Origin of the sequence: Kitasatospora sp. NBC_01302 (assembly GCF_035976515.1) — a bacterium.
Taxonomy (GTDB): domain Bacteria; phylum Actinomycetota; class Actinomycetes; order Streptomycetales; family Streptomycetaceae; genus Kitasatospora.
The window spans coordinates 4067347-4089190 of the sequence record NZ_CP108404.1 but is presented as its reverse complement, the minus strand read 5'-3'; the positions used below and the strand labels follow the sequence as shown (position 1 = coordinate 4089190).

At 71.7% G+C, this 21844-nt stretch carries 18 protein-coding genes and 2 tRNA genes; 17 read left to right on the top strand and 3 right to left on the bottom strand.

Annotation, left to right across the window (positions count from 1 at the left end; genetic code table 11):
- The first annotated feature begins 398 nt into the window (after positions 1 to 398).
- From OG294_RS17480 to OG294_RS17430, 11 genes are all read left to right on the top strand, one after another.
- Positions 399 to 926: a universal stress protein gene (locus tag OG294_RS17480; protein ID WP_327067428.1), complete on the top strand. Its 528-nt coding sequence runs from the start codon at positions 399 to 401 to the stop codon at positions 924 to 926.
- A gap of 8 nt (positions 927 to 934) precedes the next feature.
- Positions 935 to 1366: a hypothetical protein gene (locus OG294_RS17475; protein ID WP_327067427.1), complete on the top strand. Its 432-nt coding sequence runs from the start codon at positions 935 to 937 to the stop codon at positions 1364 to 1366.
- Between the two features lie 156 nt (positions 1367 to 1522).
- The gene (locus tag OG294_RS17470; RefSeq protein ID WP_327067426.1) at positions 1523 to 3436 is read left to right on the top strand and encodes an APC family permease; all 1914 of its coding nucleotides are present in this window, start codon (positions 1523 to 1525) and stop codon (positions 3434 to 3436) included.
- A gap of 443 nt (positions 3437 to 3879) precedes the next feature.
- Positions 3880 to 5883, top strand: a complete 2004-nt coding sequence (locus OG294_RS17465) for an APC family permease (RefSeq protein WP_442789337.1) — start codon at positions 3880 to 3882, stop codon at positions 5881 to 5883.
- A 395-nt stretch (positions 5884 to 6278) separates the two neighbouring features.
- On the top strand, positions 6279 to 6368 hold the full coding sequence (gene kdpF / locus OG294_RS17460) for a K(+)-transporting ATPase subunit F (protein ID WP_184937114.1): 90 nt from the start codon (positions 6279 to 6281) through the stop codon (positions 6366 to 6368).
- 1 nt (position 6369) lies between these two features.
- On the top strand, positions 6370 to 8031 hold the full coding sequence (gene kdpA, locus OG294_RS17455; protein WP_327067423.1) for a potassium-transporting ATPase subunit KdpA: 1662 nt from the start codon (positions 6370 to 6372) through the stop codon (positions 8029 to 8031).
- Positions 8031 to 10145 (top strand): potassium-transporting ATPase subunit KdpB, encoded by a 2115-nt coding sequence (gene kdpB, locus OG294_RS17450; RefSeq protein WP_327067422.1) that lies wholly within the window; start codon positions 8031 to 8033, stop codon positions 10143 to 10145. The genes kdpA and kdpB overlap by 1 nt, the downstream gene beginning before the upstream one ends.
- A gap of 20 nt (positions 10146 to 10165) precedes the next feature.
- Positions 10166 to 10804, top strand: a complete 639-nt coding sequence (gene kdpC, locus OG294_RS17445; protein WP_327067421.1) for a potassium-transporting ATPase subunit KdpC — start codon at positions 10166 to 10168, stop codon at positions 10802 to 10804.
- A gap of 109 nt (positions 10805 to 10913) precedes the next feature.
- Positions 10914 to 13469, top strand: coding sequence for a sensor histidine kinase KdpD (locus tag OG294_RS17440; RefSeq protein ID WP_327067420.1), 2556 nt, complete (start codon positions 10914 to 10916; stop codon positions 13467 to 13469).
- Positions 13466 to 14152 carry a response regulator gene (locus OG294_RS17435; protein ID WP_327067419.1) on the top strand — a complete coding sequence of 229 codons (687 nt, stop codon included), beginning with the start codon at positions 13466 to 13468 and terminating at the stop codon, positions 14150 to 14152. Before OG294_RS17440 ends, OG294_RS17435 begins: the two co-directional genes overlap by 4 nt.
- A 337-nt stretch (positions 14153 to 14489) precedes the next feature.
- Entirely contained in the window at positions 14490 to 16010 is a 1521-nt protein-coding gene (locus OG294_RS17430) for a hypothetical protein (RefSeq protein ID WP_327067418.1), read from the top strand.
- Between the two features lie 26 nt (positions 16011 to 16036).
- Here the strand turns inward: OG294_RS17430 and OG294_RS17425 are convergent, their stop codons facing one another.
- Positions 16037 to 17509 carry a hydrolase gene (locus OG294_RS17425; RefSeq protein WP_327067417.1) on the bottom strand — a complete coding sequence of 491 codons (1473 nt, stop codon included), beginning with the start codon at positions 17507 to 17509 and terminating at the stop codon, positions 16037 to 16039.
- Positions 17510 to 17827: 318 nt separating this feature from the next.
- On the opposite strand from OG294_RS17425, the gene OG294_RS17420 reads away from it, so the two are divergent.
- The 6 genes from OG294_RS17420 to OG294_RS17395 all read left to right on the top strand — a co-directional run bounded on the left by OG294_RS17420 (position 17828) and on the right by OG294_RS17395 (position 20420).
- Positions 17828 to 17900: transfer RNA gene (locus OG294_RS17420), tRNA-Thr, on the top strand.
- A 40-nt stretch (positions 17901 to 17940) separates the two neighbouring features.
- Positions 17941 to 18013, top strand: a tRNA-Met gene (locus tag OG294_RS17415).
- An 83-nt stretch (positions 18014 to 18096) separates the two neighbouring features.
- Entirely contained in the window at positions 18097 to 18261 is a 165-nt protein-coding gene (gene rpmG / locus OG294_RS17410) for a 50S ribosomal protein L33 (protein WP_006604855.1), read from the top strand.
- A 113-nt stretch (positions 18262 to 18374) separates the two neighbouring features.
- The gene (locus OG294_RS17405; RefSeq protein ID WP_327067416.1) at positions 18375 to 18836 is read left to right on the top strand and encodes a MaoC family dehydratase N-terminal domain-containing protein; all 462 of its coding nucleotides are present in this window, start codon (positions 18375 to 18377) and stop codon (positions 18834 to 18836) included.
- Between the two features lie 4 nt (positions 18837 to 18840).
- A complete protein-coding gene (locus tag OG294_RS17400) occupies positions 18841 to 19263 on the top strand; it encodes a MaoC family dehydratase (protein ID WP_327067415.1) in 423 nt (140 codons plus the stop codon).
- 101 nt (positions 19264 to 19364) lie between these two features.
- On the top strand, positions 19365 to 20420 hold the full coding sequence (locus tag OG294_RS17395) for a UDP-N-acetylmuramate dehydrogenase (RefSeq protein WP_327067414.1): 1056 nt from the start codon (positions 19365 to 19367) through the stop codon (positions 20418 to 20420).
- A 22-nt stretch (positions 20421 to 20442) separates the two neighbouring features.
- On the opposite strand, the gene OG294_RS17390 is transcribed toward OG294_RS17395, so the two are convergent.
- Together OG294_RS17390 and OG294_RS17385 are read right to left on the bottom strand one after the other, a co-directional pair.
- Positions 20443 to 20679 (bottom strand): hypothetical protein, encoded by a 237-nt coding sequence (locus OG294_RS17390; RefSeq protein ID WP_327067413.1) that lies wholly within the window; start codon positions 20677 to 20679, stop codon positions 20443 to 20445.
- 35 nt (positions 20680 to 20714) lie between these two features.
- Positions 20715 to 21740, bottom strand: coding sequence for an adenosine deaminase (locus OG294_RS17385; RefSeq protein ID WP_327067412.1), 1026 nt, complete (start codon positions 21738 to 21740; stop codon positions 20715 to 20717).
- Between the last annotated feature and the right edge of the window lie 104 nt (positions 21741 to 21844).

Genomic DNA, 21844 nt, shown 5'->3' with positions numbered 1-21844 from the left:
GACCGTGTCAGCAGTGGGGTGCATACCAGCAGGTCGGAGCGGGCTGCGCAGCTGGTCTGTAAATCTGTCGCGCAAGCTACGCAGGTTCGAACCCTGCACCAGCCACAGGATAGAGAAACAGCCCCTGATCTGCGGAAACGCGGATCAGGGGCTGTTTTGTTGTGTCCAGGTGCGGAGGCTGGGGTGCGCCGGTGGCTTGGCGCGGGGCGTGTTGCCGGAGGCCGGCGTTGAGCGGGGATCCGGGGGGTGTGCGGGGGTGCCCTGTGGGTGGGGGCAGGTGTCAGGGGGGCGTTGGGATGGGGGGTGGGGGCGTCAGGGTTGTGTCAAAGGGGTGATGGGGAGTGGGGGCGGCTCGGTTGGCTGGGGGGTGACGGGTCGGCGGAGGAGGGCGGGCAGTGATGGGTGAGCGGCGGCGGGTCGTCGTGGGTGTCAGTGGGTCGCTGGGGAGTCTGGCGGCGCTGCACCGGGCGGCCGAGGAGGCGCGGCGCGGTGGGGCCGAGCTGTTGACCGTGCTGGCGTGGACGCCGCCGGGGGGTGAGCACAGTGTGCGGCGAGCGCCGTGTCCGCCGCTGGTGTCGGTGTGCCGGGAGGCGGCGGTCGAGCGGCTCGGGACGGCGCTGGGGGAGGCGTTCCCGAGTGGGCTGGCGGGGGTGCCGCTGAAGTGTGTCGCGGTGCGCGGGGAGGCGGGGCCGGCGCTGGTGGCGGCGGCCAACGGGCCGGACGACGTGCTGATCGTGGGTGCGGGCGGCGGCCCGTGGTGGCGGCGGTTGCGGCCGTCGGTGACCAACTACTGCGTGCGGCACGCGGGTTGCCCGGTACTGACGGTGCCCCAGCCGCAACTGCTGCGCGAGCTGGCGTCGTTCGAGCGGCGCAATGCGTGTCATTTGCCGATGGAGACGATGGAGATGACCGGTTCGAGCCACTGACCACGTCGATGTTCTTCTACACAGCGCGTCCGGGTGGGCGCCGCTACCGCCCGGTGGTGGGCCGGCTGCCGGTGCCGCTGTCCGGCGCGTTCGCGTTCCTCGGCAGCGCCGGGCTGGTGCTCGGGCTCGCCGGGGTGGGGGAGTTGCGGGCCGGCTGGGTCGCGCTGGGTTCCTTCGCGGTGCTCGGCGCGCTGCTCGGGCGGCGCTCGCGACCGGTGGCGGCGCCGCTGATCGGCGGCGTGCAGTGGCTGTTCTACAACGGGTACGTGGTGCACCGGTACGCGGTGCTGGGGTGGGCCGGGGGCGGCGTCGAGTGCGCGAGGGCGGGGCTGCTGACCGCTGTCGCGCTGCTGGCCGCGTGCTCGGCGACGTGGCCGCGGCGGCGGGTGCGTGCGGAGCGGTGGGTGCTGCACGGCCTGCCGAACGGCGAGCACCGGTGAGCAGCGGCCGAGCGCCGCGGGGGACGGGCGGCCCGGCGCCGTCAACGGCGCGTCAGGGACGCCGGGGCGAGCGCTAGGAACGCGTATGGGAGACGCGGGCGAGCACGTCCGCCCGGAGACGATGCGTAGCGCACCCGAGCACGGAGGATCCGTCCGATGTCCATCACCCCGGCGCCCGCGCAGGCGCCCGACGAAACGCCCGACGAAACGCCTGACGGCGCGCAGCAGAACACACCCGCCAAGGCGCACGACCGCGACAAGCTGACGGCGCTCGGCGGACTGGCCGCGCTGTCGCTGGACGCGATGGCCTCGGTGGCCTACGGGCCGGAGTCGATCGTCCTGGTGCTCGCCGCCGCCGGCAGCTACGGGCTGGGCTTCACCCTCCCGGTGACGGCGGCCATCGCCCTGCTGCTCGCGGTGCTCACCGCCTCCTACCGCCAGGTGATCGCGGCCTTCCCGGACGGCGGCGGCTCGTACGCGGTGGCCAAGACCCACCTGGGCCGGCGCACCGCGCTCACCGCCGCGGCCTCGCTGGTGATCGACTACATCCTCAACGTCGCCGTCTCGGTGACGGCCGGCGTGGCCGCGCTGACCTCGGCCTTCCCCGCCCTCTACCCGGACCGGGTCTGGCTCTGCCTGGGCGTGCTGGTCCTGGTGACGGGGGTGAACCTGCGCGGGATCGCGGAGTCGGCCCGCTGGTTCATGGTCCCCACCGCGGTCTTCGTGCTCTCGATCATGGCGATCATCGTGGTCGGCCTGTTCCGCTCGGCGCCCGCCAGCACGGCCGCCGCCGCGGGGCACGCCTCGGCCCTGGCCGCCAACGCGGGTTCGGTCGGCGCGCTGCTGCTGCTCAAGGCGTTCGCCTCCGGCTGCTCGGCGCTGACCGGAGTGGAGGCGGTGGCCAACGCCGTCCCGTCGTTCCGCGCGCCGCGGGTCAGGCGGGCCCAGCACACCGAACTCGCCCTCGGCGCGGTGCTCGGCGTGATGCTGATCGGGCTCGCGGTGCTGATCGGCCGCTTCCACCTGCAGCCGGTCGAGGGCGTCACGGTGCTGGCCCAGCTGGCGGACGCCTCGCTCGGACACGGCTTCGGCTTCTACCTGGTCCAGTTCGCCACCGTGATCCTGCTGGCCCTGGCGGCCAACACCTCCTTCGGCGGCCTGCCGGTGCTGATGCGCCTGCTGGCCCGGGACAACCACCTGCCGCACGTCTTCGCGCTGCGCGCCGACCACCAGGTGCACCGGCACGGCGTGCTCTTCCTGGCGCTGGTCTCGGCGGGGCTGCTGGTGGCCTCCGGCGGGGACGTGAACAGCCTGGTGCCGCTCTTCTCGATCGGCGTCTTCGTCGGCTTCACGATCTGTCAGGTCGGCATGGTCCGGCACTGGTCCCGGGAGCGCGGCGCGGGCTGGCGCGGCCGGGCGGCGCTGAACGGCTTCGGCGCGGTGCTCACCGGTGTCGCCACCGTGGTGGTGACCGGCACCAAGTTCACCGAGGGCGCCTGGGGCATCGTGGTGGCGCTGCCGCTGCTGGTGCTGCTCTTCGAGCTGGTGCACCGGGCGTACGGACGGATCGGTGCGCGCCTGGAGCTGGGCAAGGTGCCCGGCCCGGTGGTCCGGCAGCGCTCGCTGGTGGTGGTCCCGGTGACGATGATCTCGCGGCTGACCCGGGAGGCGCTGTCCACCGCGGTCTCGCTCGGCGACGAGGTGCTCGCGGTGACCGTGGTGCCGACCGAGCCCGACGCGGAGGACCGGCAGAGCCTGGAGGCGCTGCGCCGGGACTGGGAGCTGTGGCAGCCGGGCGTGCCGCTGGTCGAGGTCACGGACGCGCACCGGCGGCTGGGCCGGCCGCTGGTCGGGTTCGTCAACGGGCTGGCCGGCCAGGCGCACGGCCACGGCGGTGAGGACGGCTACCAGGGCTTCGACGGCTACGACCGGATCACCGTGCTGATCGCGGAGGTCGAGCCGGTGCACTTCTGGCAGCGGGCGCTGCAGAACCAGCGCGGCGTGCTGATCGACCGCGCGCTGCGCCGGGGCACCGACGCGGTGGTCTGCCGCCTGCGGCTGCGGATGTAGCGGCGGGCCCCCGGACACGACCGGGGCAGCCCCCGGACACGACCAGGGCAGCCCCGGACACGACCGGGGCAGGAGCTCAGGCGCCCGACGGGACCCCCGTCGGGCGCTTCGCGTCGGCCGGGAATACTCCGCCCCCGCCTTCGGTTGTAAGGCGCAACGGCGCCGTCGGCCCCATGAACAGAGTCGAAACATCACGATTAGCCTATAGAAGTGGTAACGGCTCGATATGTTGACGCGCCCTTGTCGCTCGTCTTAACGCCGTCCTTCCCCTCGTCCGCCTCCGGGCCCACCCCTCCTGGCCTGCGGAAACGCTGCCCGGCCCGCCCGTCGAAGGCCGTCCGCCTCCCCGCGAGTCGCCCGTTGTCCATACGCCCGGGGCGCATACGCTCGCGCTTGTGTTCAACGTGCCCTCGGCGCTCAAGCGCCTCGTGATCGGTAAGGCCATGCGCAGCGAGGAGCTGGGCGAGACCCTGCTCCCCAAGCGGCTGGCCCTGCCGATCTTCGCGTCCGACCCGCTGTCCTCGGTGGCCTACGCCACCGAGGAGATCCTGCTGGTGCTCACCGTCGGTGGCACCGCCTTCCTCTACCTGACGCCGTGGATCGCGGCCGGCGTGGTGGCGCTGATGGCGGTCGTGGTGCTCTCCTACCGGCAGGTCGTGCACGCCTACCCGGGCGGCGGCGGCTCGTACGAGGTGGTGACGCAGAACCTGGGCGCCAAGTCCGGTCTGGTGGTGGCCGCCTCGCTGATGGTCGACTACGTGATGACCGTCGCGGTCTCGGTCGCCTCCGGCGTGGACAACATCATCTCGGCGTTCCCCGGCATCGGCGCCGCCCGGGTGCCGATGGCCTGCGCCTTCGTCGCGCTGCTGGCCGCGATGAACCTGCGCGGTGTACGGGAGTCGGGCAAGGCCTTCGCGGCGCCGACCTACATGTTCATCTTCGGCATCCTGCTGATGGTGGTCACCGGGTTCATCAAGATGGCCTTCGGGCACACGCCGGTGGCCTCCAGCGCGCACTACGCGATCATGCCCACCGACCACAACGGGACGCTGGCCGGGATCGCGCTGCTGATGCTGGGCCTGAAGGCCTTCGCCTCCGGCTGTACCGCGCTGACCGGTGTCGAGGCGATCTCCAACGGCGTGCCGGCCTTCCGGGCGCCCAAGTCGAGGAACGCCGCCACCACGATGGCCGTCATGGGCATCACGGCCGTGGTGATGTTCATCGGCATCACCGCGCTGGCGCTGGTCGCCAAGGTGCACAAGACCAGCGACACCTGCCAGCTGGTGGGCTACCCGGGCGACTGTCACACCGCCTCGCAGCCGACCGTGATCGCGCAGCTGGCGTCCTCGATCTTCGGCGGGGACCACAGCTTCCTCTTCTACTTCATCCAGGCCGCCACCGCCCTGGTCCTGATCCTGGCCGCCAACACCGCCTTCAACGGGTTCCCGCTGCTCGGCTCGATCCTGGCCCAGCACCGCTACCTGCCCCGGCAGTTCCACACCCGTGGCGACCGCCTCGCCTTCTCCAACGGCATCATCGCGCTGGCCGTGGTGAACATCCTGCTGCTGTGGGGCTACAAGGCGAACGTCTCCAACCTGATCCACCTGTACATCCTGGGTGTGTTCACCTCCTTCACGCTCTCCCAGATCGGCATGGTCCGGCACTGGAACGAGGTGCTCGCCAACGAGAGCGACTCCTCGGTGCGGGCCCAGGCCCAGCGCTCGCGGGTGATCAACGCCTTCGGCGCCTGCACCACCGGCCTGGTCCTGGTGATCGTGATGGCCACCAAGTTCCTGGAGGGCGCCTGGCTCGCGGTGCTCGCCGCGATCGTGCTCTTCACGATGATGCGCGGCATCCGCCGGCACTACGACGCGGTGGCCGAGGAGCTGACGGTGGACGACCCGCACGCCGAGGCGGTGCGCCCCTCCAAGGTGCACGGCATCGTGCTGGTCTCCAAGGTGCACAAGCCCACCCTGCGGGCGCTGGGCTACGCCGAGGCGTTCCGGCCCGACACGCTGGAGGCGGTCAGCGTCGCGGTGGAGAAGGAGGGCATCGACGAGCTCAAGGAGCAGTGGAACGAGTTCGACATCCGGGTGCCGCTCAAGGTGCTGGACTCGCCCTACCGGGAGATCACCAAGCCGGTGGTGGCCTACGTCCGTTCGGTGCGCCGCACCAGCCCGAGGGACGCCGTCGCGGTCTTCATCCCGGAGTACGTGGTGGGCCACTGGTGGGAGCACTTCCTGCACAACCAGTCCGCGCTCTGGCTCAAGAGCCGGCTGCTCTTCACGCCCGGCGTGATGGTGATCAGCGTGCCCTGGCAGCTCTCCTCGGCGCCGCGCGCCGACCACCCCGCGCGCCGGGGCCCCGGCGCGGTGCGCCGCGGTGAGCCGGAGGCCAAGAACCGAGGCAAGGAGCGCGAGCAGATCGAGGCGCCGGAGAACGTCTGAGCGACGGGCTCGGCCCAGCGGCCCCGGGTGGACCTGATGGTCCCCCGGGGCCGCGCGTTTTCCGAACGCCTGGTCGGCGCGGCTGGAACCGCCCGGCGCCCGGCTGCCCGTTGCCGCCGTGTTATCGCCTCGTGACCGCCCCTCGACGCGCCGTATGGAGGCCGTCAACAACACCTCCGCACCCGTAAGGAGGACGTCAAGGAACGCGGGGGCGGCTCGAACGCACGGTTTGCTACTGGGGCCGGTCTGCCACCGGTGTCGTGTGGAGCCGCCCGGCCGCCCACGGCCAGGTTCCTGAAGCAACTGGTGGAGCTCATGCTCGATCTCGTCTTCGTCGGCCTCACGATCGTCGTGTTCGCCGTGCTCGCCCTGATCGCGAAGGGGGTGGAGAAGCTGTGAGCGTCGAGAATCTCGCAGGTCTCATCGTCGCTGTCGTCCTCGTCGGCTACCTCGTCGTGGCGTTGATCTACCCGGAGAAGTTCTGACATGAGCTCCACTCTCGCGGGCTGGCTGCAGGCCCTCGCCCTGGTGGGCGCGCTGGCCCTGTGCTACCGGCCGTTGGGCGACTACATCGCCAAGCTCCTCACCACCGCCAAGCACCTTCGGGTCGAGCGCGGCATCTACAAGGTCATCGGGGTCGACGGCGACGCCGACCAGCGCTGGCCGTCCTACCTCCGCTCGGTGCTGGCCTTCTCCGCCTGCAGCGTGCTCTTCCTGTACCTGCTCCAGCGGATCCAGAACCACCTGATGCTCAGCCTCGGGTTCAAGGCGGTGAACCCGCACGGCGCCTGGAACACCGCGATCTCCTTCGTGACCAACACGAACTGGCAGGACTACGGCGGCGAGGCCACCCTGGGCCACGTCGTCCAGATGACCGGCCTGGCGGTGCAGAACTTCGTCTCCGCCGCCGTCGGCATCGCCGTGGTGGCCACCCTGATCCGCGGCTTCAGCCGCAGCAAGACCGACCGGGTCGGCAACTTCTGGGTGGACCTCACCCGGATCAACCTGCGCCTGCTGCTGCCGCTGTCGATCGTCTTCGCGCTGGTCCTGGTCAGCCAGGGTGTGATCCAGAACTTCCACGGCTTCCACGACATCACCACGATCACCGGCGACACCCAGTCGATCCCGGGCGGCCCGGTGGCCTCGCAGGAGGTCATCAAGGAGCTGGGCACCAACGGTGGCGGTTTCTTCAACGCCAACTCGGCCCACCCGTTCGAGAACGCGACGGGCTTCACCAACTGGCTGGAGATCTTCCTGCTGCTGGTGATCTCCTTCTCGCTGCCGCGCACCTTCGGCAAGATGGTCGGCGACAACCGGCAGGGCTACGCGATCGTCTCCGTGATGGCCATCTTCTGGACGGCCTCGGCCGCGCTGATGACCTTCTTCGAGACGCACGCCGCAGGCGTGGCGCTGAAGGCGGCCGGCGCCGCGATGGAGGGCAAGGAGGTCCGCTTCGGGCTCTGGGGCACCAGCCTCTTCGCCTCCTCCACCACGCTGACCTCCACCGGTGCGGTGGACGGCATGCACGACTCGCTCACCCCGGGCGGTGGCGGTGTCGCGCTCTTCGACATGATGCTCGGTGAGATCGCGCCCGGCGGTACCGGTTCCGGCCTCTACGGCATGCTGGTGCTGGCCATCGTGGCGGTCTTCGTCGCCGGTCTGATGGTCGGCCGCACGCCCGAGTACCTGGGCAAGAAGCTCGGCGGCCGCGAGATGAAGTTCGCCTCGCTCTACATCCTCACCACCCCGGCGATCGTGCTGGTGGGCACCGGTGTCGCGATGGCCCTGGGCGGCGAGCGGGCCAACATGCTCAACAGCGGGGCACACGGCTTCTCCGAGGTGCTCTACGCCTTCACCTCCGCGGCGAACAACAACGGCTCCGCCTTCGGCGGTCTGACGGTGACCTCGCCCTGGTGGGACACCGCGCTCGGCCTCGCGATGGTGTTCGGCCGCTTCCTGCCGATCATCTTCGTGCTGGCGCTGTCGGGTTCGCTCGCACAGCAGCAGCCGGTCCCCGCCACCAAGGGCACCCTGCCCACTCACAAGCCTCTCTTCGTGGGCCTGCTGTCGGGCGTCGTCCTGATCGTGGTTGGCCTCACCTACTTCCCGGCCCTGGCTCTCGGGCCGATCGCGGAAGGTCTGCACTGATGTCGTCCACCCTTACTCCCGCTCCCGCCGACCAGGCGCCGGCTGTCGAGCAGCCGCACCGCGTCTCGTCCGGCCTGCTCGACCCCAAGCTGATCGTCGCCTCGCTGCCCGACGCGGTGAAGAAGCTCGACCCGCGCGTCATGATCAAGAACCCGGTCATGTTCGTGGTCGAGGTCGGCTCGGTGGTCACCACCGTCTCCGCGATCGCGCACCCCTCGGTGTTCGCCTGGGCGATCACCATCTGGCTCTGGCTCACGACGATCTTCGCCAACCTCGCGGAGGCCGTGGCCGAGGGTCGTGGCAAGGCACAGGCCGACACACTGCGCAAGACCAAGACCGACACCATGGCCCGCCGGCTGGTCGACTGGCCCGCCTCGCAGGCCGAGGAGGAGGTCTCGGGCACCGAGCTGCGGCTCGGCGACCACGTGGTGGTCGAGGCCGGCCAGATCATCCCCGGCGACGGTGACGTCGTCGAGGGGGTCGCCTCGATCGACGAGTCGGCGATCACCGGTGAGTCCGCGCCGGTGATCCGCGAGTCCGGTGGCGACCGCTCGGCGGTCACCGGCGGCACCAAGGTGCTCTCCGACCGGATCGTGGTGAAGATCGCCACCGAGCCGGGCAAGTCCTTCATCGACCGGATGATCGCCCTGGTCGAGGGCGCCGCTCGGCAGAAGACGCCGAACGAGATCGCGCTCAACATCCTGCTGGCCTCGTTGACCATCGTCTTCCTGGTCACCGTCGCCGCCCTGCAGCCGATGGCGAGCTTCGCCGGCGCTCCGCAGACCCTGATCGTCCTGGTCGCCCTGGTCGTCGCGCTGATCCCGACCACGATCGGCGCGCTGCTGTCCGCGATCGGTATCGCCGGTATGGACCGCCTGGTGCAGCGCAACGTGCTGGCCATGTCGGGCCGCGCGGTCGAGGCCGCCGGTGACGTCAACACGCTGCTGCTGGACAAGACCGGCACCATCACCCTGGGCAACCGCCAGGCGGCCGACTTCCAGCCCGCCGCCGGGGTCACCGTCGACGAACTGGCCGACGCCGCACAGCTCTCCAGCCTCGCGGACGAGACCCCCGAGGGCCGTTCGATCGTCGTGCTGGCCAAGACCGAGTACGGTCTGCGGGCCCGCGCCCAGGGCGAGCTGACGCACGCCACCTGGGTTCCGTTCACCGCCCAGACCCGGATGTCCGGCGTCGACCTCGACGAGGCCGACGGCCTGCACCAGGTGCGCAAGGGCGCGGCCGGCTCGGTCACCCGCTGGGTCGGTGAGAACGGCGGCGAGGTCGGTGCCGATGTCGCGCAGCTGGTCGACGGCATCTCCGCTGCCGGTGGCACCCCACTGGTGGTGGCCACCAAGACCGGTGCCAGGCCCGCCCGCGTCCTCGGGGTGATCTACCTCAAGGACGTCGTCAAGGAGGGCATGAAGGAGCGCTTCGACGAGCTGCGCCGGATGGGCATCAAGACCGTCATGATCACGGGCGACAACCCGCTGACCGCCAAGGCGATCGCGGAGGAGGCCGGCGTGGACGACTTCCTCGCCGAGGCCACGCCCGAGGACAAGATGGCGCTGATCAAGAAGGAGCAGGAAGGCGGCAAGCTGGTCGCGATGACCGGCGACGGCACCAACGACGCTCCGGCCCTGGCCCAGGCCGACGTGGGTGTGGCGATGAACACCGGCACCATGGCGGCCAAGGAGGCCGGCAACATGGTGGACCTGGACTCCAACCCCACCAAGCTGATCGAGATCGTCGAGATCGGCAAGCAGCTGCTCATCACCCGCGGCGCGCTCACCACCTTCTCGATCGCCAACGACGTCGCGAAGTACTTCGCGATCATCCCGGCGATGTTCGCCTCGGTCTACCCGGGTCTGAAGCACCTCAACATCATGGGGCTGCACAGCCCGACCTCGGCGATCACCTCGGCGATCGTCTTCAACGCCCTGGTCATCATCGGCCTCATCCCGCTCGCCCTGCGCGGCGTGAAGTACCGTCCTGCCGACGCTAGTTCACTGCTGGCCCGGAACATCGGGGTATACGGCATCGGCGGTCTGATCGTGCCGTTCATCGGCATCAAGCTGATCGACATGATCGTCCAGTTCATCCCCGGCCTGCGCTGAGAAACGGAGGAAAAGCTCTCATGTCCAAGCCACTGCCCACCTCCGTCCGCACCCACTTCACCGCCCTGCGGATGCTGCTGGTCCTGACGGTGATCCTCGGGATCGCCTACCCGCTCCTGGTCACCGGGATCAGCCAGGTCGCCTTCTCCCAGAAGGCCAACGGCTCGATCGTCAAGGACGCCGGCGGCAAGGAGATCGGCTCCAGCCTGATCGGCCAGAACTTCAACCTGCCCAAGAAGGACCCGAACGACCCGAAGGAGGTGGCGCAGCCGGACCCGAAGTTCTTCCAGCCGCGGCCCTCCGCGGCGGGCACGGGCTACGACCCGACCTCCTCCTCCGGTACCAACCTCGGCCCGAACAGCGACGTCCTGCTGAAGTCCGTCAACGACGCCCGCGCCTCGATCGCCGCCTTCGACGGCGTCGACCCGGCCAGCGTGCCGGCCGACGCGGTCACCTCCTCCGGCTCCGGCCTGGACCCGCACATCTCGGTGGCCTACGCCGATGAGCAGGTCGCCCGGGTGGCCAAGGCCCGCGGCGTCTCGGCGGACGCGGTCAAGGCACTGGTCGGCAAGTACACCGAGGGCCGCTCGCTGGGCTTCCTCGGTGACCCCGGTGTCAATGTGGTACTGCTCAACAACGCGGTCAACGAGCTGAAGTGACAAGCCATCTGACCGAGTGACCGGACCGGCCCGTGCGGGGATTCTGCCCCGCACGGGCCGGTCCGGCCTGTCTCTGCCCATCTTTTCGTGAAGAGAGAAGAAGCCCCCCATGGCTCGCGATCTCGCCTCCGCCGCCCCGCCCCGGCGCGGCCGGCTGCGGGTGTACCTCGGCTCGGCCCCCGGTGTCGGCAAGACCTACCGGATGCTGGACGAGGCCCGACGCAGACAGGAGCGGGGCGCGGACGTCGTGGTGGGCTACATCGAGTGCCACGGCCGCAGGCACACCGAGGGCATGCTGCAGGGCCTGGACGTGATGCCCCGGCTGCACCGCAGCTACCGGGGCACCGAGTTCACCGAGATGAACGTCGAGGCGGTGCTGGAGCGGCGCCCCGCCGTCGTCCTGGTGGACGAGCTCGCGCACACCAACATCCCCGGCGGCAAGAACGCCAAGCGCTGGCAGGACGTCGAGGACCTGCTGGTCGCCGGCATCGACGTGATCACCACGGTCAACATCCAGCACCTGGAGAGCCTCAACGACGTCGTCCAGAAGATCACCGGCACCCCGCAGCGGGAGACGGTGCCGGACGAGGTCGTGCGCCGGGCCGACCAGATCGAACTCGTCGACATGGCCCCACAGGCGCTGCGCCGCCGGATGGCCCATGGCAACGTCTACAAGGCCGAGAAGGTGGACGCCGCGCTCTCCAACTACTTCCGGGTCGGGAACCTGACGGCGCTCCGTGAACTCGCCCTGCTCTGGGTGGCCGGACGGGTCGACGAGGGGCTGCGCGACTACCGGGCCGAGCACAACATCGACCGGGTCTGGGAGACGCGCGAGCGGGTGGTGGTCGCGCTCACCGGCGGCCCCGAGGGCGAGACGCTGATCCGTCGCGCCGCCCGGATCGCCGATCGCACCGACGCGGGCCAGATGCTGGCCGTGCACGTCACCCGCAGCGACGGCCTGGCCGGCGCCTCGCCCGGCGCGCTGGCCAACCAGCGCCGCCTGGTGGAGACCCTCGGCGGCACCTACCACGTGGTGGTCGGCGACGACATCCCGAGCGCGCTGCTCGGCTTCGCCCGCGCCAACGACGCCACCCAGCTGGTGCTCGGCACCAGCCGGCGCGGCCGGATCACCCGCTTCCTGACCGGCCCCGGCATCGGCGAGACCACGGTCGACGAGTCCGAGGACATCGACGTCCACATGGTCACCCACGAGTTCACCGGGCGCGGCCGGCTGCCCAAGCTGGGGCGGCGGCACTCCAAGCGGCGCACGGTGGCCGGCTTCACCTCGGGCCTGCTGCTGCCCTTCATGCTGACCGGCCTGCTCTCCCCGCTGCACCACACGCTCAACCTGACCACCGACGCGCTGCTCTTCCAACTCGGCGTGGTGGCGGTGGCGCTGCTCGGCGGTGCGGCCTCGGCGCTGGTGGCCTCGCTGATCGCCTCGCTGCTGCTCAACTACTACTTCATCCCGCCGGTGCACACCTTCACCATCGGCGAGCCCAACAACGTGATCGCGCTGCTGGTCTTCGCCATGGTGGCGCTCACCGTCTCCACCGTGGTGGACCGGGCGGCCAGGCTCACCGGGCGGGCGGCCAGGGCGACCGCCGAGGCCGAGACGCTCTCCGCGCTGGCCGGCACCGTGCTGCGCAGCCAGGACTCGGGCCAAGGCGGTGGCTCGGCGATACCGACACTGCTGGAGCACTCCCGCAACACCTTCGGCCTGGACTCGGTGGCCCTGCTCTCCCGGGAGACCGGCGAGGTGATCGCCCGCAGCGACTCCTCGGGGGACGGTGCGGACGAGACCGAGAGCACCGAGGTGCCGGTGGGCGCGGACGCGCTGCTGATCCTGACCGGGCGCCGGCTGACCGCCGACCAGCACCGGCTGCTGACCGCCTTCTCGGCCCACGTGGCCGCCGCCCTGGAGCGCGACCGGCTGGCGGCGGTGGCTGCCGAGGTGGAGCCGATCAAGGCGGCCGACAAGATGCGCACCGCGTTGCTGGCCGCCGTCAGCCACGACCTGCGCACCCCGCTGGCCGCCGCGCTGGCCTCGGTCGGCTCGCTGCGCAGCCCGGACGTGGAGTTCTCGCCGGAGGACCAGGCCGAGCTGCTGGCCACCGCCGACGAGTCGCTGGTCCGGCTCAACCGCCTGGTCGACAACCTGCTCGACATGAGCCGGCTGCAGGCGGGCGCGCTCACCCTGCACCTGGGCCCGGTCCACGTGGACGAGGTGCTGCCGCGCGCGCTCGACTCGCTGGCGGACCCCGACGCCCCGGTGCAGCCGCTCGACCTGGAGCTGGTTCCCGCCGTGCTGGCGGACGCCCCGCTGCTGGAGCGGGTGCTGGCCAACGTGATCACCAACGCGCTGCGCTACAACGCCCCGGGCGCCCCGGTGCTGGTCAGTGCGAGCACGCACCTGGACCAGGTGCAGATCCGGATCGCCGACCGCGGCCCGGGCATCCCGGCCGCCGACCGGGACCGGGTCTTCCTGCCCTTCCAGCGGCTCGGCGACACCGACAACACCACCGGGGTGGGCCTGGGCCTGGCGCTCTCCCGGGGCCTGGCCGAGGCGATGGGCGGAACCCTGGAGGTCGAGGACACCCCCGGCGGCGGTACCACCATGCTGCTCACCCTGCCCACCGCGACGGAGGAGGACGAGGCACCGTGACCAACATCCTGATCGTCGACGACGAGCCCCAGCTGCTGCGCGCGCTGCGGATCAACCTGCGGGCCCGCGAGTACAAGGTGGCCACCGCCGCCACCGCCGCCGCCGCACTGGAGGCTGCCGAGCAGAGCCGGCCGGACGCCGTGCTGCTCGACCTCGGGCTGCCCGACCTGGACGGGGTGGAGGTGATCCACCGGCTGCGCGGACGCGGCCAGGTGCCGATCATCGTGCTCTCCGGGCGCAGCGGCGCGGACGACAAGATCCAGGCGCTGGACGCCGGCGCCGACGACTACGTCACCAAGCCCTTCCTGATGGACGAGCTGTTCGCCCGGCTGCGCGCGGTGCTGCGCCGCCCGGGCGCCACCCCGGCGGTGACCAAGGCGCTGCTGGGGGAGTGGGTGATCGACCTGACGGCCGGGACCGTGCTGCGGGCCGCCGACGGGCCGCCGGCCCAGCTGCGGCTGACCCCGACCGAGTGGAAGATCCTCACCATGCTGCTGGCCAATCCGGGCCGGCTGCTGCCCGGCCGTCAGATACTGCGTGCGGTCTGGGGGCCGGGCCACGAGGACCGCGGCAACTACCTGCGGGTCTACTTCGCGGGCCTGCGCCGCAAGCTGGAGCGCGACCCGTCCAGGCCCCGCCACCTGATCACCGAGCCGGGCATCGGCTACCGCTACGAGCCTTAGAGGGTCCGCAGAGTGACCGGCAAAACCCCAGGTGAACCCGGGGCGCTAATGATCCGTCAAGACCGGGTCGCGCGGTGCCAAGGGAGCGTCAGGACGGAGCACAATCGTCACGCCCAGGAGCTAGCGTCACTCGTGAGGAAACGGTTCCGCTCCGCTCCGTGGGGGAGCCCGGCCACTCGCCGGGTCAGGGGCTGGACCGTGCCGGACACCGGTGGATCCCGATCGGGATCCACCAGGAGCCGGCGGCCAGGTGATGGGGAGGGGACGCGCGGCCATGGCCACGGGAGTCACGCCACAGGTTGCACCGGGGGAGATCCGCTCCGAAAGGACGGGTTCGGTGACAGCCGGCGGTGCTTCCGCGCCGCGCGCCCCCCGCACCGGCCGATCCTCGAACGCCGGGGCGCCCGCCCCGCGGACCGCGGCCGCGGGACCGGCGCCGGCCGGGTTGGCCCGGCTGTTCCACCGGGCCTTCTGGACCACTCCGCGCCGGGTCCGCGCGCTCACCGCGGCCGCGCTCGCCGCCCTGCTGCTCTTCGCGGGGGTCGGCTACACGGTGCTCAGCGGTGCCCGGGACAGCGTGGACGCCATCGGCCACCACGCCGCCCCGCAGGCCGAACGGGCCTCCGACCTCTACTTCGCACTCGGGGACCTGGACGCGCAGGCGGCCAACCTGCTGCTGGTCGGCGCCGACGAGGCCGACTTCGCCAAGCGCAAGGCCGTCGAGGACACCTACGACCAGCGCCGGTCCCAGGCGGACACGGACCTGGAGCAGGCCACCGAGGCGCTGTCCGGCGACGCTGCGGGCCGCAAGGCCGTTCAGGACGAGCTGGACGCGCTCGGCCAGTACGAGGCCCTGGTGGCCCGTTCCGACCTGCAGGAGACCACCGCCAAGGCGCTGCCCGGCAAGCCGTCCGCCGACGCACTGAGCTCCTACCAGCAGGCCACCGACCTGCTGCGCAGTCAGCTGCTGCCCGACGCCGACCAGGTGGCGAACGCCAACGCGGCCGTGGTCACGTCGAGTTACACCTCCCAGCGGAGCGCTCTGGGCTCCGGGTGGTGGTGGCTGCTGGGCACCGGGCTGCTCGCGCTCGGCCTGCTGGGCGCCCTGCAGCGCACCCTGGCGGTCCGCTACCGGCGGCTGATCAGCCCGCCCCTGGTCGCCGCCCTGCTGCTGGGGGCGGTCGGCCTCGGCTACGTCCTGTCGCTCGTCTCCGACACCGGCGACCGGCTGCACACCGCCAAGGCGGACGCCTACGACTCGGTGATCGCGCTCAGCCGGGCCAAGGCGGTGGCCTACGACAGCAACGCCGACGAGAGCCGCTGGCTGAGCGACCCGAGCCGGGCGGGCAGCTACGCGCAGGCCTTCTTCGACAAGAGCCAGCAGGTCGTGCAGCTGGACCACACCGACCCGGCCGGCTACCTGACCGCGCTGACCCGGGCGGTCGGTGCGCACCAGGCCTCGGCGGCAACCGTCGGCTTCGGCGGCTTCCTGGGGGACGAGGAGCGCAACATCACCTTCCCCGGCGAGCAGCAGGCCGCCGACCAGGTGCTGAGCGAGTTCCGGACCTACCAGCAGGACGACCACCAGATCCGCGTGCTGCAGGGCCAGGGCCGGCTGGCGGACGCCATCGCCTTCGACACCGGCACCGCGGTGGGGCAGTCGGACGGGGACTTCAGCAAGCTGAGCGACGCCTTCGACCAGGTGATCGCGATCAACCAGAACGCCTTCGACCGGGCCGTCCGGCAGAGTGACGACGCGCTGGGCGCCGGGGCGGCGACCGTCTGCGCGCTGCTGCTGGCGGGCGCGCTGGCGCTCACCGTGCTGGCGGTGCGGCCCCGGCTGCGCGAGTACCGCTGAGGCCGCCCGGCTGCGCGAGACACGGCCTAGTGGTGGCCGCTCTGCCGCGGCAGTGCCAGTGCCACGGTGTCCGCGAACTCCCGTACCGCGCTGGTGCGGGAGACCACCCGGCCGCTGTGCACCACCAGGCGGCTGTGCCCGCCGGAGAGCGCGCCGGCCAGGCTGTCCCCGCGCACCGCGAGCAGCTCGGCCGGGAACCCGGCGTCCACCCGCACCGCCGGCAGTCCCATCAGCTGCCTGGCCCCCGTGCTGATCGCCTCGTAGGCGGCGCCGACACTCAGCGCGCCGGAGGCGGCCAGCAGGTAGGCGGCCTCCAGCGGATCGGCCCGGCCGACCGGGTTGGCCATGTCCCGCAGGGCTCCGCTGCCCGCCGCCAGCAGGATCTGATGCTGCGTCAACTCCATGGTCACCGAAGGGTTCAGGCCGCCCGGTGGGCCGTCGGTGGCGCAGCAGGCGCCGTTCTGCGGCAGGCAGACCACCCGAAGTCCGGCCGCCCGCAGGCACGTTCCGGCACCCGCGGTGATCAGATCGCACGGGCCCACCGCCACCCGCGGCCGTAGTGGCGCCAACATGGCGGCGATCCGCGCCAGTTGGGCCGGATCACGGCCGCGCAGATGCAGGTCGACGGGGCAGTCGAAGTCGGTGGCCGCGGCCACCACGGTCTGCACGTAGCCGGCTGGGTCGGGGTCCAGCTCCGGGCAGCCGCCCACCACGTCCGCGCCCAGGCGCAGCGCCTCGCGCAGCTGGGCCCGGCCCTCGGCGCCGGCCAGGCCGGTGAGCAGCCGGGGCACCGCGACCACCTGCAGCTGGGCCAGCCCGCGCAGCGCCCCGCGTGCGGTGAGCACCGCCTCCAGCCGGCGCAGCCCGTGCACGTCGCCGATCCGCACATGGGTGCGCTGGGCGGTGGCGCCGTAGCCGAGCGAGGTGAGCGCGGCCTCGGTGATCCGGCGCACCATCCCCCGGCCCTCGTCCTGGGATGCCGCCGGGTCCGGGTTCTCGGTGGCCGCGGCGGGCGGTGGCTCGGCGCTGCCGGGGGTCGCGCCGGTGAAGGCGGTGTCGTGGTGGGCGTGCGGCTCGGCGGGGGCGGGCAGCAGCAGGTAGCCGGTCAGGTCGATCCGGGCGCCGGCCGCGACCGCCGGCTCACTGCTGCAGGCCGCACCGGCCGGCAGTGCGGACTGCGGCAGCGGTCCGAGGCTCCCGGCGGTGCCGACGGCCTGGATCCGGTCGCCGCTGATCCGCACGTCGACCACCCGCCCGTCGGCCAGCCGGGCGCCGCTGAGCAGCAGGACCGGGCCGTGGCCGAGCGGGTTGCCCGCACCCGTGCCCGAGCCGCCCGCACCCGACCCCGGCGTGCCGGGGCCCGGTCCGCCCTCGTCCCGGCCGCCCGAGCCGGAGGGACCCGGGTGGCAGGGCCCTGCGTCGGACGACCCCGGGTCGGACGGTCCTGAGCCGGGCGGGCCGGGGTGCGGTCCGTCGGGGGAAGCGCTGTCCGGGCTCATCGGCCGGCTCCTTCCAGTCGTAGGCGCGGCCGGCCGAGGCCGCCCGCGCCGCGCGGAAGATCACTGGCGGTCGAGCCTATGGTCAGCGCGGGCGTGCGGGGCGGAGGCTCGCGGCGGACGGCCGGCTCCGGGCGGCGGCGCTCCGCAGCCGCCGCGGACCCCGGGCCCACCGGGCGGCCCACGGCCGTCCGGGCGGCCTCGAACACCCGCCCTGGAGTCGTCGGCCCGTGCGAGCCGCCGACCTGCGATCTTGTGCCCGGGATACGGATTTCACCTCCGGCCCCGAAACGTGTAATCTCTTCCTCGTTCGGCCGGTTCGCCCCTATAGCTCAGTCGGTAGAGCGTCTCCATGGTAAGGAGAAGGTCTGCGGTTCGATTCCGCATGGGGGCTCTGGTAGTCGGGATTCCGATCATCGGATCCTGAGTACCAAAGCGGTGTAGCTCAGTTGGTAGAGCAAGCGGCTCATAATCGCTGTGTCACCGGTTCAAGTCCGGTCACCGCTACCCCGCGTAGTCGGTCGGGAGATCGAACTCCCGATCGGCTACTCTTGTTGTGTCATCACCCATTGTCCAAGGAAGGCACTCCCGTGGCTGCCACCGATGTCCGCCCGAAGATCACGCTGGCCTGCGTGGAGTGCAAGGAGCGGAACTACATCACCAAGAAGAACCGGCGTAACGACCCGGACCGTCTTGAGATGAAGAAGCACTGCCCCCGCTGCAACTCGCACACCGCGCACCGCGAGACCCGCTGACACCGTAAGGCGTTTGCGGGCCTGGCAAGCGAACAGGTCCTAGGCTTCAGGCCGCACCCCGTCCGGGGTGCGGCCTGAAGTCGTTTTGGCACAACCCATTTGAGGAGTAGTCCATGGCGCTCGACGCTTCCTTCATCGGGCGGACCTACCCGCCCACCGAGGTGTACGAGGTGGGCCGGGAGAAGATCCGCGAGTTCGCCCTCGCGATCGGTGACGCGAACCCGGTCTACACCGATCAGGAGGCGGCCAAGGCCCTGGGGCACCCGGACGTGCTCGCCCCGCCGACCTTCTCCTTCTCCCTGAGCTACGCGGCCACCGCCCAGGTCGTGCAGGACCCGGAGCTGGGGCTGGACTTCGACCGGGTGGTGCACGGCGACCAGAAGTTCATCTACAGCCGCCCGCTGCGCGCCGGTGACCGGGTGCGGGTGCTGACCAGCATCGACAACATCAAGTCGCTGGCCGGCAATGACATCCTCACCGTGCGTGGTGAGATCGTGGACGAGAGCGGCGAGCACGTGGTGACGTCCGTCATGACCCTGGTCGCCCGGGCGGCCGCCGAAGCAGCGGGGGAGTAGCGCGATGGCTGTCAGCTTCGACGACGTCGAGGTCGGGACCGAACTTCCCGCCCAGTCCTTCCCCGTGACCCGCGCCACACTGGTGCGCTACGCCGGCGCCTCGCTGGACTTCAACCCGATCCACTGGAACGAGAAGTTCGCCCGCGAGGTCGGCCTGCCCGACGTGATCGCGCACGGCATGTTCACCATGGCCGAGGCCGTGCGGGTGGTCACCGACTGGACCGGCGACCCGGCGTCGCTGGTGGAGTACGGCGTGCGGTTCACCCGGCCCGTGGTGGTGCCGAACGACGCGACCGGCGCCGTGGTCGAGGTCACCGGCAAGGTGGCCCAGCTGCTGGAGGACCGCCGGGTGCGGGTGGACCTGGTGGTCACCAGCGGCGGCCAGAAGGTGCTCGGGATGTCCCGCGCCGTGGTCCAGCTGGGCTGAGACCGGCCCCGGACCCCGACGCGCCGCCCACGGACCCGTTCCGTGGGCGGCGCGTTCGCGTCCTGCGGCGGCGCGGAGCAGCGCCCGGCCCATCCATTACCGTGGAGCGCGTGCACGTGACCGAGAACGCCCCACTCGCCCCGTTGACCACCCTGCGGCTCGGCGGCCCCGCCCGCCGGCTGGTGACCGCCCGCACCGACGCCGAGGTGATCGCCGCCGTCCAGGCCGCCGACGCGGCCGGCGAGCCGCTGCTGCTGATCGGCGGCGGCAGCAACCTGGTGATCGGAGACGGGGGCTTCGACGGCACCGTGCTGCGGATCGCCACCACCGGTTTCCAACTGACGGGCACCGCGCTGGAGCTGGCGGCCGGCGAGGTCTGGTCCGAGGCGGTGGCCCGCACGGTCGAGGCGGGCCTGGCGGGCATCGAGTTCCTGGCGGGCATCCCCGGCTCGGCCGGCGCCACTCCGGTGCAGAACGTCGGCGCCTACGGCCAGGAGGTCTCGCAGTCCATCACCGAGGTGGTCGCCTACGACCGCCACGAGCGGGCGACGGTCACCCTGCCCGCCGCCGACTGCGCCTTCGGCTACCGCCACAGCCGCTTCAAGGCCGACCCCGAGCGGTACGTGGTGCTGCGGGTGCGGTTCGCCCTGGAGGCGGCCGACGGGGCCTCCAGCCCGATCCGGTACCCCGAGGTGGCCAGGACCCTCGGTGTGGCGGCGGGCGAGCGGGTGCCGCTGCGCACCGCCTTCGAGACGGTGCTCGCGCTGCGCGCGGGCAAGGGCATGGTGCTCGACCCGGCCGACCACGACACCTGGTCCGCCGGCTCCTTCTTCACCAACCCGCTGCTGACGCCGGATCAGTACCAGGACTTCCAGCGCCGCCTGGCCGAGCGCGAGCTCACCGCCCCCGCCTGGCCCGCGGCGGACGGCCGGACCAAGACCTCGGCGGCCTGGCTGATCGACAGGGCCGGCTTCGGCAAGGGCTACGGCAGCGGCCCCGCGACCCTGTCCACCAAGCACACCCTGGCCCTGACCAACCGTGGCCGCGCCAGCACCGAGGACCTGCTCACGCTGGCCCGGGAGATCCGCGACGGTGTGCACGCCGCCTTCGGCGTGCAGCTGGTCAACGAGCCGGTGATGGTCGGCGTCGAGCTCTGAGGGCCCACCGGGGGCGGGCGGCTCAGGCGCGCGCCCTGCGCAGCAGCGCCCACACCACCAGGGCTATCAGGGCCAGCAGCACCACGAGCGTCAGGCCGAGTCCGCTGCCGTGCGTGCTCCGGTAGTAGTAGCTGTGGTGCACGACGGTGACGTGGTGCACCACGTGGTGGGTCGTGGTGGTGTGGACGCTGTGGCTCGTGGTGCTGGTGTGCGTGGTGGTGTGCGTCGTGCCATGACCACTGCCGTGATGCGAACTCATGGGGCGTCAGCCTTCCATGGTCGCCACCGGGCCGGTCAAGCAGGTTCTGATGTCAGCCAGGTGTCGATTTCGCCGAGCAGTTCCTTGCGGACGCCCTCCGGTGCCCGGGAGCCGCGGATCGACTGCCGGGCCAGTTCGGCCAGCTCCTGGTCGGAGAAGCCGTGCACGTTGCGCGCCAGCTCGTACTGGGCCGTCAGCCGGGAGCCGAAGAGCAGCGGGTCGTCGGCGCCCAGCGCGAGCGGGACCCCCGCCTCGAACAGCGCCCGCAGCGGCACCGCCGCCGCCTTCTCGTAGACGCCGAGCGCCACGTTGGAGGCCGGGCAGACCTCGCAGGTGATCTGCCGGTCGGCCAGCCGCTGGAGCAGCCGCCGGTCCTCGGCCGCCCGCACCCCGTGGCCGATCCGGCCCGCGCCCAGGTCGTCCAGGCAGTCGCGCACCGAGTCGGGCCCGGCCAGTTCGCCGCCGTGCGGGGCGGCCAGCAGGCCGCCCTTGTGGGCGATCTCGAAGGCCCGGTCGAAGTCCCTGGCCATCCCGCGCCGCTCGTCGTTCGAGAGCCCGAAGCCCACCACGCCCTGGTCGGTGTAGCGCACCGCGAGCCTGGCCAGCGTCCGGGCGTCCATCTCCGACTTCATCCGGTTCGCCGCGACCAGGACCCGGATCCCCACGCCGGTGGCGGCCGAGGCCTCGCGCACCGCGTTCAGGATCAGCTCCAGGGCCGGGATCAGTCCGCCCAGGCGCGGGGCGTAGGAGGTCGGGTCGACCTGGATCTCCAGCCAGCGCGAGCCGTCCGTCACCTCGTCCTCGGCGGTCTCCCGGACGAGCCGGCGGATGTCCGACTCGTCGCGCAGCACCGAGCGGGCGGTGTCGTAGAGGCGCTGGAAGCGGAACCAGCCGCGCTCGTCGGTGGCCCGCAACTTCGGAGGTGCGGCGGAACTGAGGGCCTCGGGCAGTCGGACCCGGTGCTTGTCGGCGAGCTCCAGCAGGGTTGCCGGACGCATCGAACCGGTGAAGTGCAGGTGGAGATGGGCCTTCGGCAGCGCCCTGATGTCTCGCTCTTCCATTCACGAATCCTGCCGCATCCACCCCTTCCACGGGAACCGCCCCCGTCGGATCCCTCGCAAGGGTGACGGGGGCGGTGCTCGCCGCGGTGACGGACGCGTCTGCG